This window comes from Streptomyces sp. NPDC004609 (assembly GCF_042873655.1).
Classification (GTDB): Bacteria; Actinomycetota; Actinomycetes; order Streptomycetales; family Streptomycetaceae; genus Streptomyces.
Window position 1 is genome coordinate 83259 of record NZ_JBIALS010000030.1, and the last position, 18545, is coordinate 101803.

The 18545-nt window shown below is 70.2% G+C and carries 11 protein-coding genes and 1 pseudogene; 7 read left to right on the forward strand and 5 right to left on the reverse strand.

Features of this window, described 5'->3' with window-relative positions:
• The first annotated feature begins 164 nt into the window (after nt 1-164).
• Nucleotides 165-1814, forward strand: a complete 1650-nt coding sequence (locus tag ACFYT4_RS26535) for a class I adenylate-forming enzyme family protein (protein WP_389273991.1) — start codon at nt 165-167, stop codon at nt 1812-1814.
• 398 nt (nt 1815-2212) lie between these two features.
• Nucleotides 2213-3076 carry an SDR family oxidoreductase gene (locus tag ACFYT4_RS26540; protein WP_389273994.1) on the forward strand — a complete coding sequence of 288 codons (864 nt, stop codon included), beginning with the start codon at nt 2213-2215 and terminating at the stop codon, nt 3074-3076.
• A gap of 198 nt (nt 3077-3274) precedes the next feature.
• Here ACFYT4_RS26540 and ACFYT4_RS26545 read toward each other — a convergent pair whose 3' ends face one another.
• Nucleotides 3275-4180, reverse strand: a complete 906-nt coding sequence (locus tag ACFYT4_RS26545) for a DeoR/GlpR family DNA-binding transcription regulator (RefSeq protein WP_389273997.1) — start codon at nt 4178-4180, stop codon at nt 3275-3277.
• A 379-nt stretch (nt 4181-4559) separates the two neighbouring features.
• Between ACFYT4_RS26545 and ACFYT4_RS26550 the strand changes: the two genes are divergently transcribed.
• Both ACFYT4_RS26550 and ACFYT4_RS26555 read left to right on the forward strand, forming a co-directional pair.
• Complete coding sequence (locus ACFYT4_RS26550; RefSeq protein WP_389274000.1) at nt 4560-6029, forward strand: sodium:solute symporter; 1470 nt, start codon at nt 4560-4562, stop codon at nt 6027-6029.
• Complete coding sequence (locus tag ACFYT4_RS26555; RefSeq protein ID WP_389274003.1) at nt 6016-8304, forward strand: N,N-dimethylformamidase beta subunit family domain-containing protein; 2289 nt, start codon at nt 6016-6018, stop codon at nt 8302-8304. Before ACFYT4_RS26550 ends, ACFYT4_RS26555 begins: the two co-directional genes overlap by 14 nt.
• Nucleotides 8305-8931: 627 nt before the next feature.
• Here ACFYT4_RS26555 and ACFYT4_RS26560 read toward each other — a convergent pair.
• Both ACFYT4_RS26560 and ACFYT4_RS26565 read right to left on the reverse strand, forming a co-directional pair.
• Complete coding sequence (locus tag ACFYT4_RS26560) at nt 8932-9372, reverse strand: VOC family protein (protein WP_389274006.1); 441 nt, start codon at nt 9370-9372, stop codon at nt 8932-8934.
• 188 nt (nt 9373-9560) lie between these two features.
• On the reverse strand, nt 9561-9941 hold the full coding sequence (locus tag ACFYT4_RS26565; RefSeq protein WP_389274009.1) for a VOC family protein: 381 nt from the start codon (nt 9939-9941) through the stop codon (nt 9561-9563).
• Nucleotides 9942-10320: 379 nt separating this feature from the next.
• Here ACFYT4_RS26565 and ACFYT4_RS26570 point away from each other — a divergent pair, with 379 nt between their 5' ends.
• The 3 genes and pseudogenes from ACFYT4_RS26570 to ACFYT4_RS26580 all read left to right on the forward strand — a co-directional run.
• A complete protein-coding gene (locus tag ACFYT4_RS26570; protein WP_389274012.1) occupies nt 10321-11088 on the forward strand; it encodes a TetR/AcrR family transcriptional regulator in 768 nt (255 codons plus the stop codon).
• A gap of 783 nt (nt 11089-11871) precedes the next feature.
• Entirely contained in the window at nt 11872-12876 is a 1005-nt protein-coding gene (locus ACFYT4_RS26575; protein WP_389274015.1) for a helix-turn-helix domain-containing protein, read from the forward strand.
• Nucleotides 12877-13589: 713 nt separating this feature from the next.
• Nucleotides 13590-13917 (forward strand): annotated as a pseudogene (locus ACFYT4_RS26580) (MFS transporter); the annotation flags it as partial.
• Between the two features lie 148 nt (nt 13918-14065).
• Here ACFYT4_RS26580 and ACFYT4_RS26585 read toward each other — a convergent pair.
• Nucleotides 14066-16951, reverse strand: coding sequence for an HAD-IC family P-type ATPase (locus ACFYT4_RS26585; protein ID WP_389274018.1), 2886 nt, complete (start codon nt 16949-16951; stop codon nt 14066-14068).
• Between the two features lie 2 nt (nt 16952-16953).
• The gene (locus ACFYT4_RS26590) at nt 16954-18021 is read right to left on the reverse strand and encodes a PPK2 family polyphosphate kinase (protein ID WP_389274021.1); all 1068 of its coding nucleotides are present in this window, start codon (nt 18019-18021) and stop codon (nt 16954-16956) included.
• Nucleotides 18022-18545: the final 524 nt, after the last annotated feature.

The following is an 18545-nucleotide window of genomic DNA, read 5'->3' on the forward strand; positions in this document are numbered from 1 at the left end:
TTAACATAGATTTAAAACTGACAGTAGGCCGCCGCTCGATGGCGGTTCCGCCCGTGACACTCCCTGCACGGGAGGGTGGTTTTCGAATCTAATTTAGGTAAAGTCCGTGCCGCGCCAGGTACGCAAGGCGCCCCCACGAGCCATCAGCCAATGGAGGTTGAGCCGTGACGACATCCCCCTCGACGACACCCCGAGCACCGCGCAGACGCATCGAACAGTCCCTCTGGTCCCGGGACGAGAGCGTCCCCCTGACCGACCACACCGTGGGCTCCCTGCTGGAGGAACGCGCCCGCGAACTGCCCTCCTCCCCCGCCCTGATCGGCACCGCCCACGGCACCGGCGCCGAGCGACGGCTCACCTACGCCGAGCTGTACGCCGAAGCCCGACGCGTCGCCCACGCCCTGCTGCGCGACGCGCGCCCGGGTGACTTCGTCGCCGTCTGGGCCCCGAACGTCGTCGAGTGGCCGGTCATCCAGTACGGGGCCGCGCTCGCCGGGGTGACACTCGTCGCCCTGAACCCCGTTCTCCGTCCGCACGACCTCGCCTACGCCCTCAACCACTCCCGAGCCACGGTCCTGCTGCACGCCGACCGCAGCCGTGAATACGACCTGGCCGCCGCCGTCGCCTCGGTACGCGCCGACTGCCCCCGGCTGCGCCATGTCATCAGCCTGTCGCGATGGGACGGCTGGCTCGACGGCACCGACCCCGACGGGGCCCTCGCACCGGTCGACCCGGACGCCCCCGCGATGCTCCAGTACACCTCGGGCACCACCGGCCTCCCCAAAGGCGTACTCCTCCGGCACCGGTCGCTGGTCAACGTCGCCAAGCTGACCCTGGAGACCGCCGAGGTCGCGCCCGGATCGATGTGCGTGAACCCGCTGCCGATGTTCCACACCGCGGGGTGCGTGATCTCCACCCTCGGCCCGCTCTGGCTGGGCGGCTGTGTCGCCCTGGTCGAGCGCTTCGAGCCGGGGGGCGTCCTGGAGTTGATGCGCCGCGAAGGCGCCGATGTGCTGTTCTACGTCCCCATGATCCTCGGCGCGCTGCTGGAGGCCGCGCGGACCTCGGACGAGCCGGCGCCCGCGCTGCGCACCGCGATGGGCGGAGCCGCCAATGTGCCCCGGGTCATGATCGAGGGCGCCGAGCGGACCTTCGGCGCCACCGTCCACAACCTCTTCGGCCAGACCGAACTGGCCCCGGTGCTCACCATGACCCGGCGCTCCGACTCGCACGACGACCTCGTGCTGACCGTGGGCAGACCGCTGCCGCAGGTCGACTGCAAGATCGTCGACCCGGAGAGCGGCGCCGTCCAGCCGCTCGGCGTCCCCGGGGAGATCTGCGCCCGCGGCTACCAGCAGCTGCTGGAGTACCTCCACGACCCGGAGACGACCGCAGCGACCGTGGACGCCGACGGCTGGGTGCACACAGGCGATCTCGGCGCGATGGACGAACGCGGAGTGATCACCCTGACCGGGCGTCTGAAGGACCTGATCATCAGGGGCGGCGAGAACATCGCCCCCGCGGAGATCGAATCGTGTCTCGTCGAGCACGACTCCGTACTGGAGGCCGCGATCGTCGGCGTACCCGACGAGAAGTGGGGTGAGACGGTGGGCGTGGCCGTCCGGCTGCGGGAAGCGGCGGCCCCGGGAGTCCGCGCCGCCCTCGAAGCGCACTGCCGCGCGGCGCTCTCCCCGTACAAGGTGCCCCAGCACTGGTTCCACGTCCCGGAGCTGCCGATCACGCCATCCGGCAAGGTGCAGCGGTTCAAGCTGCTGGAGGCGATCACCGAGGGCCGCCTGGAGCCGCTGCCCTGACGCCGCGTCAAGAGCCGTCGCGCGTACTAGAGGAGCGCACCGACGATCCGGCGAAGGCCGTCGCCCTGCGGTGGGGATGGTCCGAACCGGTCGTACGGAACCCCCCGGCGACGCCCTCCGGGACGGCCGACCGGCCCTCGGAGCAGACGCTTCGGCGCCTGCGGCGGCCATCAAAACCCCCGCGGCATCCGGACTTCCGGACACGAGCCCCCGCCGGAGGTCCGCCGCTGTGTCCGCGACCGGCCCCGGCCGCGGACGCCTCGGCGCGTACGGACCGAAGCGACCCCTCCACGGTTGTCGACGGCCCCGCGCAAGGCCCCGCTCCGGGCACCGGAGGTCGGTGCCGAACCGTCCCCGTACCCGCCGAGACCCACCCCACCCACCGAGGGAGAAGACAGATGCCTGGAGTCAAGGACCGCGTGATCGTCATCACCGGCGCGGGAGGCGGCCTGGGCCGCACGTACGCCCTGCTGCTGGCCCGGGCCGGAGCGCGTGTCGTGGTCAACGACCTGGGCGGCGCCCGCGACGGCTCGGGCTCCGGCACCACGATGGCCGACGGAGTGGTCGCCGAGATCCGCGGGGCCGGCGGCGAGGCCGTCGCCAGCTACGACAGCGTGGCCACCGAGGAGGGCGCCGCCGCGCTCGTCCGCACCGCGGTCGACGCCTTCGGCACGGTGCACGGTCTGGTCAGCAACGCGGGCATCCTGCGCGACCGGTCCTTCGCCAGGATGACCGCCGGGGAATGGGAGGCGGTCCAGCATGTCCACCTCTTCGGTGCCTTCCACGTCACCCGCGCCGTGTGGCCGTACTTCCGGCAGCAGGAGTACGGCCGGGTGGTGATGGCCACCTCGACCTCCGGGCTCTACGGCTCCTTCGGCCAGGCCAACTACGGTGCGGCGAAGGCCGGTCTCGTCGGGCTGACCCACACCCTCGCGGTGGAGGGCGCGAAGTACAACATCCTGACCAACGCCGTGGCGCCGCTCGCATCGACCCGGATGACCGAGGACGTCACCCCGCCCGAGCTGCAGGGGAAGCTGGACCCCGCGTTCGTGGCACCCGTCGTGGGCCATTTGCTCACCGAGGAGTGCACCGACAGCGGCACGGTCGTCGTGGCGGGCGGCGGCGAGGTGCACCGCACCCGGCTGTACCGGTCCCGGGGCGCCTCCTTCGACTTCGTACCCACCATCGAGCAGGTCGCCGAACGCTGGGGCGAGATCACGGACATGGAAGGTGCGCTGCCCGGCACCAACCCTCTCGGCTGAGGAGCGCGCCCTACGCCGGGGACGTCCCGGCCCTGCCCGCGCACCCTGCCCCATCGCTCCGCGAGTCGGCGGCACCGCACAGCGCGCGACGCCACCGCCACCGACCACGGCGTCAGGCTCACCGGAGCGGAACTCCGCCCGCCCTGCGCGGCTCCGCCGCCGGGACGGGAGCCGGGTTCGGCCGCGCCGTGGACCGTCTCAGCGGCGTCCCCCACCGTCGGCCTGGTGCCTGAGGTCGCCTGCCCGGTCGCCGGGATGGCGGTCATGGCCGCCTCTGTCCGCGGGGCCGGGTGCGATGCTCTCGTACCGCCGGCCGGTTCCGCCAGCGTCGTCCGGCAGGTGTCCCGGCCAGATGACGCGACCGCCCGCGCCGGTGAGGGCGCGGGTCAGCTCCCCGGGCGGCTGCCGATCGGTGATCAGGCCGCCTGTCTGTTCCAGCGGTGCCACCCGGTAGGGGGCGACGCGCTGAAGCTTGGAGCTGTCCGCGAGCACATAGGTCATCGCCGAGTTGCGCATGATGACCCGTCGGACATGGCACTCGTCGAGGTGGAAGTCGGTCAGCCCGGCCTCGTCGTGCACCCCGCCGGAGCCGAGGAACGCCACGTCGGCGTAGACGTCCTCGAAGAATCTCTGCGCCAGAGGGCCGGAGAGCGCGAGGTCGCCTCGGCGCATACGGCCGGCGCTGAGGTGGACCTCGATGCCGGTGGCCTCGGCCAGTTCGTTGGCGGCCAGCACCGAGCACGTCAGCACCACGCCGGTGAAGTTGCCCGCGAGGGCGCGGGCGACGTGCATCGCCGTGGTGCCGACGTCGATGACCACCGTCTGTCCGGGCCGGACGAGTCCGGCGGCGAGCTTCCCGATGACCGACTTCGCCTCCGCGGCGGCTCCGAAGCGCTCCCCGAACGACGGCTCGTTGCTGAGGTGATCGGTACGGGTGGCGCCGCCGCGGACTCGTACCAGCAGCCCCTTGGCCTCCAGTTCGGCGAAGTCGCGGCGGATGGTTTCGGCGGAAACGCGCAAGGTGTCCGCCAGTTCGGCAGTCGACACCACGCGACCTTCCTGGATCGCCTGCGAGATAAGGGCGTGCCGCTCGACTGAGAGCATATTCAGACCGTTCCTGTGGCGAAGTATGGCCTTCTGAGCCGAAGTATTGGTCGCCGCGGTCATGCCAGTCAAGACTTCCGGGCACCCAGAGAGCCCCACGGCCGTGTCTCGCCGTTGCCTGGCCATGTGTGAACAGCGGTTTCCGCACAGAGTGACGAGGTCGAGTTGGTCACGAAACGAACAAGGCCTTGTCAATCACCACAGGGACAGTCAACATGACCATCGGAACTCACAGAAAACCACGTTTGCAGTCAGAACCAGTCTTCATCGGGCTTGCGGCCCACGCACTCCCAGCGCCTTGGGCGTCCGGGCACGAGACGCTTCCGCCTCCGTGGCAGTGGCGCCCGCTGAGGAGGCACGACATGAACTAGGGAGTGTTGTGACAGAGAAGTACGCGATGACCATCGCGTTCACCGCCCTGTTGATCTATCTCGCCTACCGGTCCTACCGGCGCATCAACAGCTACCAGGACTACAACCTGGCGGGGCGCAACACCGGCTTCCTCGCGCTCGTCGCCACTCTGGGCGCGGCCGAGTTCAATACCGCGACGCTGATCGGAGGTGCCTCGGTCGCCTATCTCTACGGCACCGTGGGGCTCTGGTACACGTCGTTCATCTTCGTCTTCGTCTTCAGCATCTACGCCTGGACGGTGGCCAAGCCCTACCGGCGCCTGCAGATCTCGACCATCGCCGAGTTCTTCGAGCGCCGCTTCCACGGCAGAGGCGCGGAGACCACCCGGGCGCTGGCGAGCGTCGTCACCCTGACCTTCACCTGGATCGCGCCCGCGACCTACCTCGCCGGCCTCTCGGTGGTCGCGTCGGTACTGCTCGGCGTGGAACCGCTGACCACGGTCATCGTGATCACGTTGCTCTGCCTGGTCCTGTCCCTGGCCGGCGGCTTCATGACGGCCATTTCGTTCGACATCGTGGCCTACGTCATGATCCTCGTCTTCATACCGGTGATCTTCTACGTCGGATACTCCAACGCGGGCGGCTTCGGCGAGCTGAGCAAGGTCTTCGACCCCGAGTACCTGTCGTTCGAACCCATCTGGGATCTGGAGAACTTCGGGTTCGCCGCGATCCTGACGTGGTGCTTCCAGAACATCATGCTCTACGTCGCGGCCCCGTGGTACGGACAGCGGATCTTCTCCGCGCGCAACGAGCGGGTCGCCTACCGGGCGATGCTGGTCAACACCGTCCTGATCGTGGTGCTGTACGCGCTCGTCGCGATGGCCACCATGTTCAGCCGCGTGGTCATGCCCGGCCTCGACAAGCCCGAGGAGGCGCTGCCGAGGCTGGTGCTGGAGTACACCCCGCCCATCATCCAGGGCCTGCTGCTGGTGACGCTGCTCCTGGTCGGAATCAGCACGATGGTGGCGATCTGGAACTCCGCGGTGTCGATCGTCGTCAACGACCTGCTCAAGAGGTACGTGTTCCGCGAGCGCACCGACCGGTTCTACGTGCAGTCCAGCCGCGTCGTGTTCCTGGTGCTCGGCATCTCGACCCTGGTGTTCGCGCTCACCTTCGTCGGCAACATCCTCCTCGTCCTCACCTACGTTTCCGTGTTCACCGCCCTGCTCGCCTTCCCGATCCTGGCCGGCCTGTACTGGAAGCGTTTCACCACCGAGGCGGCACTCGGCTCGCTGGCCGTCGGCGTCGTGTACGTCGTCATCGCGCTGCTGGCGGACTTCCCGTACCACTTCGTCAGCCCCGTCGGCATCGCGCTCAGCGCCGTCGTCGGCACGATCATGACGCTGGCGGCGGGCCGGAAGGCAATCGATCCACGGGTGGAGCAGTTCTACGCGACCGCCCACGGCAAGAAGGGAGAGCTGGAGCATGTCGAAGCCTGACGAGGCCTACCTCCGGCTGAACGAGAACGGCGACATCCTCAACATCACCGGATACGCCGACCGCTGGAGCGCACGCCCCGGTGAGCCGGTCACCTTCCACGTCAGCACGAATCGCCCCGAATACCGGGCCGAGATCGTGGAACTGCTCGGGGGCATGACCGACCCGCGGTCGACGGAACTCCCGGTGCGGGAGGTCGGGGCTGACTGCGACGGCGTCCACGCGGGCACCGTCCAGCACACCGACACCGGTTCGTACGCCACGCTGCCGCTTCCGGAGCACTGGCTCGCCGGCGGTGCCTTCAGCGTTCAGCTCCGCTTCCTGCCCACCATGCCGCAGGCCGCACACGAGCAGGTCCTCTTCCACTCCGGCGACTCCGCGGACGGGGACGGGGAGGGCCGAGGGCACTCGGTCGAGCTGGCCATCGGCACCGACGGCAGGCTCGCCCTCACCCTCCACGGCGCTTCCGGTGACGTCCGCCTGGTCTCCGACGTGGAACTGCGGTCCGGCTGCTGGTTCTTCGTGAGCGCGGACCACGACGGGGAGAGCGGCCGGGCACGGCTGTATGTCGCCCAGACGAGCGGCTGGCAGCGGCGGGTCCAGCGGGACACCGCCGAAACGTCCGCCGCGCCGGACTTCACCGGAGCCCGGGCCGCCCGGACGTATCTGGCCGCGGCACCGGCCGTGATCGACGGCCGGCCGTACCTGGACAGGCACTTCAACGGCAAGATCGAGAACCCTCGCTGCTACGGCCGCGTACTGGACCCGGCCGAGGTGCAGGCCGCCGAGATCGGCGGGACGGTCCGGCCGACTGCTCTGGTGGCCGACTACGACCTCGGCAGGGACTTCTCGTCGAGCCGGCTGCACGACCTCTCGGGGAACAACTACCACGGCACGCTGCACCAGGCACCGCAGCGGGGTGTGACGAGCAGCCGCTGGAACGGACGGCATGCGGACTTCCACTCCGCGCCCGCACACTACGCGGCGGTCCACTTCCACGAGGACGACATCGAGGACGCCGGGTGGCGGCCGTCGCTGACCTGGGCGGTGCCCGCCGGCACTCCCCCCGGGGCCTACGCACTGCGGCTGCGGGCCGGCGAGGAGGTGGACCACATCCCGTTCTTCGTCCGCCGCCCGGAGAACAGCCGCGCGAAGGTGCTCTTCCTGGTGCCGAGCTTCACGTACCAGGCGTACGCGAACGAGCGGCTGTTCGAGTCCGGTCTGCAAGAGGACTTCATGGTCCACGACATGGCACTCGCGCCCCAGGACGAGTTCATCGTGCGCCACGACGAGGTCGGGAAGTCGCTGTACGACACGCATACGGACGGCAGCGGTGTCGCCTACTCGTCCCGGCTGCGCCCCGTGCTGAACCTCCGCCCGCACTACCACAACTGGCTGTCCGGCCATGTACGGCACCTGGCGGCGGACCTGTTCATCCTCGGGTGGCTGCGCTCCCTGGGCGAGGAGTACGACTTCGACGTGGCCCTCGACGAGGACCTGCACCGCGAGGGGCCCGGACTCCTCGCGCGGTACCAGACCCTGGTGACGGGCTCCCACCCGGAGTACTGGACACGGGACATGATGGACTCGCTGACCGCGTACCTGGGCGACGGCGGACGGCTCATGTACCTGGGCGGCAACGGGTTCTACTGGGTCACCAGCGCATTCGAGGACCGACCGCACCTCATCGAGGTCCGGCGGGGCAACTCGGGAACCAGGTGCTGGGACTCGCCCCCCGGCGAGCTCGTGCACAGCGCGAGCGGCGACCGCGGCGGTCTGTGGCGCTTCAACGGATACGTGCCGCAGCAGCTGGTGGGTGTGGGCATGGCCGCGCAGGGCTGGGGTGAGGCCGCGGGGTACCGGCGGCTGGACGACAGCCACGACGAGTCCGTCGCCTTCGTCTTCGACGGCATCGCGGCGGACGAGGTGATCGGGGACTTCGGCTATGTGCTGGGCGGCGCGGCCGGCGACGAGGTCGACCGATTCGGCTTCGACCTGGGGACGCCCGCGAACGCCTTCCGCCTGGCGACGTCGACCGGACTGGACGACCGCTACCAGATCACCCAGGAGGAGCTGCTGATGACCGCGCCGGGCCAGGGCGGCACGGAGAACGAGCTGGTGCGCTCCGATCTCACCTACTTCGAGATCGACGGGGGCGGCGCCGTCTTCTCCACGGGATCGATCTGCTGGGCGGGCAGCCTCGCCTGGAACGGTTTCGACAACAACGTGGCCCGGGTCACCCGCAATGTGCTGGCGAGGTTCACCCAGGACCGGTAGGCCGTGGGCGGACCGCACGGCCCGCCACCCTGATGTCCCCGGCCGCCCACCCGAGGTACGGGACCGCGGCACGGCAGCGGCGCAGGTCGGCCGATGCCAGGTCTGCCAAGGACGGGCGCCGGCCACCCTCCGGCCGGGCCCGGCCGTCCCGGACATCACCGGCACCGGCGAGGACACCGTCGTCGCGGTGATGAGCGCACGGGAAAGGCCGGGGGCACCCGGGCCGGCTCTCAGTCCGGCGCGCTCCTGGCCGGCCCGGGGTCGGGGCTCGGGTGTACGCGGACGTCCCGCACCCCGGGACCAGACGGCCAGTCACCCGAAAGGGCAGGCAAGCCGCCTTCATGAGGCGGCTTGCCTGCCCGGCCGACGGCTGCCTACGCCCCCGGGGCTACTGGGCAACCGGGAAGCCCAGCACGGACCAGGGGCTCGCCGAGTGCCCGCGCGACGGCCCGGCGCCTTGCGCCGGTGCACGCCGCGATCGGCTCCGGCGTCGTCGACGATCCGGACTCCGCCGTCCTTGCCGAGGTTGTCAGCGACGTATTCCTCCAGGTCGTCGCGGGTGTCGTCCGGCTCCCGCTTCGCGTCGGCGAGCAGGTGCTGCGGACCGCGCGGTCCCTTCGGCGGCCTTCAGCCGAGCTGTTCCGCCAGCCCGACGATGATGCCCTCGGGGCCGCGGACGTAGCAGAGCCGATAGCTGTCCTCGTACTGCGCCAGCTCGCCCACGAGTTCGGCGCCGTGGGTGCGCAGGCGGGCAACGACGTCCTCGATGTCGTCGACGGCGAACATGATGCGACGAATGCCCAGCGTGTTCGCCGGTGCGTCCCTCGGCTCGGGGCTGATCGCCTTCGGCGTGTGGAACATGGCCAGCTCGACTCGGCCGTGGCCGTCCGGCGTCCGCAGCATGGCGATGTCCTGGCGTACGTCGTCGACCCCGATGACACGCTCCACCCAACGTCCCTCGATCGGGGCCTTGCCCTCCAGCTCCATGCCGATCTCGACGAAGAACGAAACAGCAGCGTCGAGGTCGTCGACCACGATGAGGACGTTGTCCATCCGCTGAATCGTCATGCTGGGTCTCCTTGGTGTGGTACGGCCTCGGTGGCCGCGTCTGCCCCTGGGACGGAGCGGCCAGGCCGTTCTCGACATCCTCTGCCCCGTCTTCTTCGAGAACCTTCTGACGCGGCAGAGCCGTCACCCGCCGGGCGTACCGCTGCGGCAGACCCGGGTACCTGGTGCCGCGGCGTGCCCGATGAGCATCAGAGTGGGTTGAGGCGGGCCTTGAGGAGGCAGAACTCATTGCCTTCGGGGTCGGTCAGGACATGCCACGGCTCCTCCCCTGTCTGGCCGATGTCGGCCGGGCGCGCACCCAGCTCCAGAAGGCGTTCGAGCTCGGCGTCCTGATCGCGGTCGGTGGCGTTGACGTCGATGTGCAGCCGGGATTTCCCCTCCTCCGGCTCATCCCGGGGACTGAGGATGATCGTCGGCTGCGGACCACCGAACCCTTCGCGCGGCCCGATCTCCACCGAGCCGTCGTCCTCGCGATCGAGCACGACGAAGTCCAGAACCTCGCACCAGAACCGCGCCAGCGCCTCAGGGTCGCGGCATTCGAGCACGAGCTCACTGATACGACATGCCATAGCGGAACCTGCTCTCAGCCTGGGAACTGCCGGGGAGACCACACGCGAACCTCATGGGCTCCCAGCAGTGAAAACGACCCCGCGACCGTACCGGACGAGGCGAGCACGGGCGAAGGGATTTCAGGGCCGCCCCTGTTCGGGCATCGCGCAGCTTCGACCGGGACACAGGACCGACCGTCGGCGTGTCAGTCGGTCCGTACAGGCTGACGACTGCGGGCGATTGCCGCCGGCCGGTCCGCGATCAGGTCGATGGCGGCCCGATGGTGCGGTAGGACGAGGGAAGTCTGAGCAGTATGAAATTTATCTGACAGTGTTCGGATTCCCTGCACATGGGAACTCTGTAGTGACCCCGCCAGGTCCGGCGTCGTACGGTCGCGGCATGACCGCAGCCGAATCCGCACCGTCCGCATCGCCCGGGCTTTCCCTGCGCGAGCGGCGCCGGGCCGTCGCCGTCCGGGAGATCGTGAGCACCGCCGAAGTCCACATCACCGAGCACGGGCCCCACTCCCTGTCCCTGCGGGCGGTCGCCCGCAGTCTCGGAATGACCGTGCAGGCGCTCTACCACTACTTTCCGAGCCGGGACAGCCTCGTCACGGTGCTCGTCACGAAGGCGTACGACGATCTGGCCGACGCCGTACAGGCGGCCGTCGACGGCACGCCGGACGACCCGGCCGTACCGCGCATGGTGGTCGCGGCCGAGGGCTACCGCCGGTGGGCCGTCACCCACCCCGAACGGTTCCAGCTCATCTACGGCGTCCCGCTGCGCAACTACGCGGCGCCTGCCGGAGGCTCCACCACCCTGGCACTCCGCCGGATGAGCGCGATCTTCCAGCGGGAGTTGCTGGGCGGTTTCACCACGGCGCAGTTGGACGCCGCCGACGCCCCCGCTCTCTCACCCGCGCTGCGGGAACACCTGGAGCGGCTGCCGGTGAGCGGCTTCGGCGCGCTGCCACCCCCCGGGGTCTCCCTCCTGCTGAGCGCGTGGGGGCACATGCACGGCCTGGTGATGCTGGAGGTGATGGGGCACACCGCGTTCATCGGCGCCCACCAGGGCGAGATCTTCTCCGTGTCCATGCGGAACATGCTGGAGGACATCCATCGGCGCATACCGGCCGCAGGATCCACGGGGGGAATGCCCGACCAGTGACACCGGGACGGAACGGACGCGGGGAACGCCCCACCGGGCCCCGCGCCTCGCCCGGTTGCAGGCACGGCCCGCGCAGGGCGCAGCCGACCCCGGCTCGCCGTCCGAACAGGCGCCTCCTGCGGTGGGCGACGGCCCGCTCTCACGGCGAGGGCGACTGTGTTCCGGACCTGGACAGCCCCTCCCAGGCCACTTCCCAGCGATCAGGATTGGAGAAGCGCTTGCGCCCGAGCCGTGTCTAGCGTGAGGGCATGACATCGCCCTTCACGCGAGCCTCCTCCCCCGCAGGCCCGGACGCCTCGCTCGCCTGGTACCCCGACACGCCCGGTTCCGAGGTCCGCAACGTTGTGGGGCCGCGACGGCTTGCGACGAGCGCCGCACGATCACCGAGATGACGGCCGAGGGCACCTACGCGAACACCCTCCCGGCCACGGCCGGCCTCGGGGCCTTCGGGCGGGAGAACGCCGGGGGCCGAGGTCGTGCGGAATCCCGCCGAGCAGTCGTACGGCGTCCGCGTCTGCTCCGTCCGGGATCCCTCGGGCGACCGGGTTGCCCCGTCCTGGTCAGAGGGCTCCGGGCCGGACTGGTGAACCGGCGCTGACGCGATCGAGGGAGCGGTCCCGGCCGTGACTCGCCCGTTGTGCACGGAAAGACAAGTGTTGTGGACTGATGCGCATGGACCGTCAAGGATGAAGCGGTCATCCTCGGTTCCGATCGTGCGGGTTCTCACAAGGCCCGTTGTTGTCGGTCGTCACGGGGGACGGACCTATCACAGAGGTGACGGCGATGCTGGTGACGGAGTTCAGTACGGAGAGTGTGAGCCGGCCGGAGCGGTTCGCCCTGTTCCAGGAAGTAGCCGACCGATGGCATGTGCCCAACTCCTTCAGGAGTGACCAGGGGGACGACTTCCGGGCAAGCATGCGGATTCTGGATCTCGGCAGCCTTCATGTGACCTCCCTCGCCTACCCCCACCTGGAAGTGAACCGCTCACTCCAGCACATCCGCGGGAACGACTCGGAGGTCCTCCAGTTCCATATCCTGCTCCAGGGCACGGGCACCTTCGCCCAGGGTCAAGGGGAAACGTCCGTGCGCCCCATGCAGTTGGTAGTCGTCGACAGCTCGCGCCCCTACCGCGGGACCGTCACCGCGGATCTCGGCGCGCCCTGCTCACTGGTGCTGTTACTCCCCCGCCGCGGCCTGCCCCTTCCGCAGAGGACGCTGAGAGACCTGACCGCCACCGCCGTGCCCGCGCACAGCGGAATCGGCGCCGTGTTCGCACGCTGGCTGGCCGACCTGAGCACTCTCGCCCCGCAGTTCCAGCCCGCCGACGCTCCCACCCTGGCCGACATCACCACCGAACTGCTCACGACACTGATCGACCACCACACAGCCGGCCAGGAGGCTGCGAAGCCACAGGCCCGCCCGCACGCGCTGCGAGCGGAGATCCGCGACTTCGTCCGGCGCAACCTCGACGACCCCGCTCTCACCCCCAGCGCCATCGCCGCGGCCCACCACATATCCGCCAATTACCTCCACCGGATCTTCAGCGACCAGCGCCCGTCCCTCGCCGCGTGGATCCGCTCCCAGCGCCTCGAACGCCTCCGACGCGACCTCACCGACCCTCGGCTGAACTCGCACTCGATCACCGCGCTCGCCGCACGGCGCGGATTCACCAACAGCGCGCACGTCAGCCGTCTCTTCCACCGCGCCTACGGCACCACGCCCCGGGACTACCGGCGCCAAGCGCTCGCCGGACCGAAGGCCGGACTCCGGGACGGTACCGGCACATGAGCCGCGGCGGACGGGGTCATCGCACGGTCCCTCAGAACGGCGCTCCCGGGCATGGACCGGTGGCACTCACGGCAAAGCCGACCGGGATCACGGCCACGAACGCACCTCACCATCCGCTACCGCGGACCGTTGCACCATGCAGCCGGGTGAAACTCCGCCCCGGCAGGGCTGTTCGGCGCACGGACGCAAGGCGACCGTCACGGAAGTCAGCCTGGCACCCCGGCCCGCACCTCCTCGCCGTCGGCCCGGCATGGGAGCCACCGACAACCGTATGTCCGGCCGCACATGACACGGGTCCGCAACCGATGACCGGCTGCGGACCCATGCCGCACAGTACTTCCGTTCCGTCCAAGAGCCGGACCACTCGTCCCTAGGGGTCGAAACGGACCTTGGACCACCAGACCTCACCCGCCGCTCCCAGCGCCCGGGGGACCCGCCCTCGGCATCGCCCGCTGCGTACTGTCGGCTGCCGTGGCCGGCACCGCCGCGATTCCCCGAACGATCGCCCCACCCAACACCCCGCTCGTAACGAAACGCCGCACACGCATCGTGTTCCCCTTTCCCTGATGCTCCGTTGCGCTGCGGTACCCATTCTCAGGCGGCCGGGGCCGGAGGTCTTTGCCCATCCGCACACAGCGCTTGGCCATTCCTGCACAAACCCGGCCGTAGAGCGTGCGAGGCCACGGAAGCCCGCCCACAGGTCGGATGCTTCTGTCGCCGCCACCGGGATGTCCCTCGCGTACATCCCCGCGATGATGTCCGCGATCTCCGGGGGGGCGCCAGGAGGAGGCCGGGCTCGCCTCCGGCATCGTCAACACCACCTACCAGGTCGGCTCCTCACTCGGCCTGGCCGCCCTGACCGCGGTCGCCACCTCCCAGGGGGCCGGAAAGCCGGGCGACCTGCCCGCGCTGACCAACGGCTTCGGCTCCGCCTTCGTCGGCGCGGCGGCGATCGCGGCGGCCGGTGGGCTCCTCACCGCCCTCTTCATGCGCGGCGGCCCCGCCGCGACCGAGTCGGCCAACGAGCGGCGCGCGGGGTGAGGTGACCTCCGGAGCACCCGACGACTGCCGAACCCCGCCCGCACCATACGTACCGTGCGGGGGTATCCGCACGGTGGCGGCCGAACCGGTGAGTCCCGGCGCGACGCGGTCCGCACAACAACCAGGGGGAATCCGGCGGCGATCGACGTCACTGCGCCCCGGCGCCGAGCCCAGGGCCATCGGCGCTCGCACCGGACGGGGTGAGGGCGTCCGTGCCCGTACCGCCGCCGGTGCCCTCGGCGGCCCCGACGGCGGTGTCGGTCCCGCCTCCATCCGTACGGGTCTCCTCGCCCGCTCCCGCCCGGCGGGCGAGGAACTTGGCCAGCTCCCACACCACCAGCAGCACCAGCGCGGACAGCAGCGCCCAGCCGAACTGCCGCAGATCGATCCGGGTGGTACCCAGGACCCGGCGGAAGGCATCCATCTGAGTCACGAGCACGGCGAGCACGAACTCCGAAAGAGCAGCCCGGTTCATCTGCCTGCTGTCGAACGTGCCGGTCGTCACAACCGAAGCGGTTTCACTGCGGCACTCGAACGCCGCCACGATCAGACAGAGCGCGAAGGCCGTGAAGGCCATGGAACTGCCCGCCTCCACACTGCCGAAGCGCGCCTCACCGAGCTTGATCAACCCGAGCAGGATGACGGTGACGGCGAACCCGCTGAGCACGACGGTCAGCAGCAGGGACCGGGTGAGGACCGATTCGCCCCGGGGGCGCGGGGTACGCCGCATCAGGCCCGGGCTCTCCCGGTCGAAGCCGAGGGCGAAGCCGAAGGGCGCGTTCACGACGAAGTGGATCCACAGCACCTGGGCCGGGGTGAAGGGCTCGCCGGCGGCGATGTTGAGGATCGCGGCACCGAGGAACGTGAGGACGAACGCGACCAGGAGCAGCAGGACGAACCGGATGTACTTGGTGAGGTTGTCGTAGAGCTTCCTGCCCTCCTCGACGGCGTAGACGATCGTGGCGAAGTTGTCGTCGGAGAGGATCATCCGGCCCGCGTTCTTGGCCACGTCCGTGCCGGTGCCCATGGCGATGCCGATGTCGGCGGCTTTGATGGCGGGCGCGTCGTTGACGCCGTCCCCGGTCATCGCCACCACATCGCCCTTCTTCTTCAGGGTGTCGGCGAGCAGGACCTTGTGTTCCGGGGCGACCCGGCCGACGACGCCGATCCGGTCGATCCGGTCGATCTGTTCGTGCTCCGGCAGCGCGGCGAAGTCCGCGCCGAGGACGGCCTCGCCGGGAATCCCGAGCTGCCGGGCGATGGCCGCGCCCGTCGTGACGTCGTCGCCGGTGACCATGCGGACCCGGATGTGGGCGTGCTGCGCGCTCTCCACCGCCGCCCGGGATTCGGCGCGCGGCGGGTCGACCATGCCGACGAGACTGGTCATCCGCAGCCCGGTGACCAGCGCGAGGAGGTCTCCGTCGGGGTCGAAGCGCGCGGGGTCGATGTCCCGGGTGGCGGCCGCCATCACCCGGTGCCCCTCGCCTCCCATCCGCTCGGTCTCCCGGCGGGCGCGCTCGCTCAGGGCCTCGTCCCAGACACGTTCGGTGCCGTCCGAGAGGGCGGTGGCGGCCCGGTCCGTGACCGCCGGGGCGGCCCCCTTGACGAAGCAGCGCACCACCGGGCGGCCCTGCGCGTCGGTGGCGGAGTTGAAGGTGGCCATCAGCTTGTAGCCGGGGTCGAACGGCAGGGTCGCCAGTCGCGGCAGCCGTTCCCGGGTGGCCGCGATGTCGAGCCCCGCCTTGTGGCCGAGTACCAGGAGGGCGCCCTCGGTGGGATCGCCGACGACCTCCCCGTCCGCCAGTTCGGCGTCATTGGCGATCAGATACGGCAGGATCGCGTCCTCGATGCCGGCGGAAGATCCCACTGCGTGGTGGACCCGGCCCTGGAGTCCGTAACCCGTGCCCGAGACGGTGTACCGGTCGGCGGGAGTGACGACCTCGACGGCGGTCATCTGGTTCATCGTCAGGGTGCCGGTCTTGTCCGCGTTGATGGCCGAGGTGAAGCCCAGGGTCTCGACGGACGGCAACTCCTTGACGATCGCGTTGCGCTTGGCGAGGTTGAGGCTGCCGACGGAGAGGATCACCTGGGTGACCGTGGGCAGGGCCTCGGGGATGGCGGCGATCGCCAGCGAGACCCCGCTGACGAACAGCGTGTCCCACGCCTGGCCCCGGGTACGGCCGAGGGCGAACATCACGATCATGGTGAGGCCGGCCGCCCCGGCGATCCACAGCGTCAGATTGTTGAGCTGCCGGGTGAGCGGCGACTCCTCCACCGCGGTGGCGGACAGCATCCCCGAGATCTTGCCGAGCTCCGTACCGGCCCCGGTGCCGGTGACCACGAGCACCCCGCTGCCGTGGGTGACGGGGGTGTTCATGAAAGCCATGTTCGTCTGGTCGCCCGGTCCGAGCCGGGTGTCCGGCAGGGTACCGGTGTCCTTGGCCGCCGGGGTGCTCTCACCGGTGAGCGCGGACTCGTCGACCTGGAGGGCGCTGGCCTCCACGACGCGCCCGTCGGCCGGGACCTGGTCCCCGGCGGCGATCAGCACGATGTCCCCCGTGACCAGCCGTTCGGCGGGGATCTCGGACTCGGTGCCGTCGCGGCGTACCCGGGCCGTCGCCTTCATCATCGACTTCAGCGCGTTCATCGCGCTCTCGGCCTTGCCCTCCTGGCGCAGGCCCACGACCGCGTTCAGCAGGGTCAGCAGGACCAGCAGGATCGCCGTGCTCCACTGCTGGACGACCAGGGAGACGACGGCCGCGGCCACCAGGATGATCTGCATGTAGCTGCGGTACTGGCCGAGGAACCGCCGCCAGGCCGGGGCGGGTTTCTCCTCGGGCAGCGCGTTCGGGCCGTGGGCGGCCAGCAGTTCGGCGGCGCGGGCGGCCGTGAGCCCGGCGGCGGGATCCACACCGTGCGCGGAGGCGACGTCCTCGGGGGTACGGGAGTACCAGGCCGGGCCCTCGACCGCGGGAGGCCGTCCGCCGGCCGGGGTGGACGGCCTCCCGCGCTCCGGGCCCGGTTGTGCCGCCATGCTCAGCTCTCCGGCCCGGCGACCCGGCGGCGCGCCGCGTACGGGTCGGCGGCGGCCCCCTTCGGGGCCTCCTCCTCCAGTTCCCTCCTGACCGTCTGCAGGTCCTTGCGGGCCTGCTCACCGATCGCGGGGAACCGTGGGTCGATCTCCATGAGCGTGTGGACGAGCACGGCAGCGGCACAGACCCGGGCGAACCACTTGCGGTCCGCCGGCACGACGTACCAGGGCGCCCACTCGGTGCTGGTGGCCGAGAGCATCTCGGAGAACGCCTGCTGGTAGTCGCCCCAGCGGTGGCGCTCCCGGACGTCGGCGGCGGAGAACTTCCAGTTCTTCTCCGGACGGTCGATCCGCTTGAGGAAGCGGATGCGCTGCTCCTCCTTGGAGAGATTGAGGAAGATCTTCACCACCTTGAAGCCGTTGTCGGTGAGATGGCGCTCCCAGTCGTTGATCTCGCGGAAGCGCCGCTCCCAGATCCCCGCGCCGCGCGCCGGGTCCGGCAGCTTCTGCCGGTCCAGGACCTCGGGGCGCACCCGGGCCACGAGGACCTCCTCGTAGTGGGAACGGTTGAAGACCGCGATGTCGCCTCGTGCGGGCAGGCGTTCGGCGTACCGCCACAGATAGTCGTGGTCCAGTTCCTCGGCGGACGGCACCTTGAAGCTGCTGACGGTCACCCCCTGCGGGTTCATCCCGCTCATCACGTGCCGGATCGTGCCGTCCTTGCCCGCGGCGTCGAGCGCCTGGAGGCAGAACAGCACTCCGTAGGTGTCCTGGGCCGCGAGCCGCGCCTGGTACTCGGTGAGCAGCGACACCCCCCAGGCGAGCAGTCCGGGGCCGTCCTTCTTCTTCACCTGGGCCTTGTACCGGGGGTCGTAGTCCTCGGCCAGGTTCACCTGGCTCCCCGGGGGAACCCGCAGGGGAGCGACGAACTCCGCGACGCGCGCGAGACGCTCTGCCGTGCCCGGTTCCGTACCGGCCTCCGGCTTCCTGCCGGCCTTCCGGTCCCCGTCCGTCTCGGGTCGCCTCGTGCCGGCCTTCGCCTTCCCGCCCGTCCCGGACTTCTTCCGCGCCATCTCCGACCAGCCTTCCGTGCCGCCCCGCGCCGACAGGGGGAGGTAATGCCACGCTCCGCCGGGTGGTACCGCGCGTCAAACGCACGGCGGCCGTTCGCCTGACTCCGTCCGGGGGACGATCCGGGCGGTGGCCGTCCCCGTACGCCGCTCCACGCCGCGTACGGCCTGTCCAGGGGTGTGCCCGTTCCCCACCGGCGGTGGCAGGTTTCGAGGGCCGGGCCGCGTTCCCGTACGCGCCCTGCACCGGTGGAGCGGGCTCTGTCCCAGTAGTTGCATCGGCCCTGGACCGCCTGTTGGGAACGGAGTTCGAGCCGCTGCCGTCGCGGACCGGCGGACGGCGGTCGCAACGGGTGGGTGTGGGTGCTGCCGGACCTCGTCGCGGGCGGGGTCCGCTAGTACTGCAACGGTGCTTGGCGTGACTGGTGGCAGGCTCGGTCGTTGATGCAGTTATGGGTGGGGACCTTGCTGGTGTCAGGTTGTGGGCGGGTGAGCTGGACGCTCTGCATGAGCGGTTCGTGCACCGG

Excerpts from the sequence above, each read along its gene's own strand:
- ACFYT4_RS26540 (WP_389273994.1), top strand. The coding sequence starts at position 2,213 with ATGCCTGGAGTCAAGGACCGCGTGATCGTCATCACCGGCGCGGGAGGC.
- ACFYT4_RS26545 (WP_389273997.1), bottom strand. The coding sequence starts at position 4,180 with ATGCTCTCAGTCGAGCGGCACGCCCTTATCTCGCAGGCGATCCAGGAA.
- ACFYT4_RS26555 (WP_389274003.1), top strand. The coding sequence starts at position 6,016 with ATGTCGAAGCCTGACGAGGCCTACCTCCGGCTGAACGAGAACGGCGAC.
- ACFYT4_RS26560 (WP_389274006.1), bottom strand. The coding sequence starts at position 9,372 with ATGACGATTCAGCGGATGGACAACGTCCTCATCGTGGTCGACGACCTC.
- ACFYT4_RS26565 (WP_389274009.1), bottom strand. The coding sequence starts at position 9,941 with ATGGCATGTCGTATCAGTGAGCTCGTGCTCGAATGCCGCGACCCTGAG.
- ACFYT4_RS26570 (WP_389274012.1), top strand. The coding sequence starts at position 10,321 with ATGACCGCAGCCGAATCCGCACCGTCCGCATCGCCCGGGCTTTCCCTG.
- ACFYT4_RS26575 (WP_389274015.1), top strand. The coding sequence starts at position 11,872 with ATGCTGGTGACGGAGTTCAGTACGGAGAGTGTGAGCCGGCCGGAGCGG.
- ACFYT4_RS26585 (WP_389274018.1), bottom strand. The coding sequence starts at position 16,951 with ATGGCGGCACAACCGGGCCCGGAGCGCGGGAGGCCGTCCACCCCGGCC.
- ACFYT4_RS26590 (WP_389274021.1), bottom strand. The coding sequence starts at position 18,021 with ATGGCGCGGAAGAAGTCCGGGACGGGCGGGAAGGCGAAGGCCGGCACG.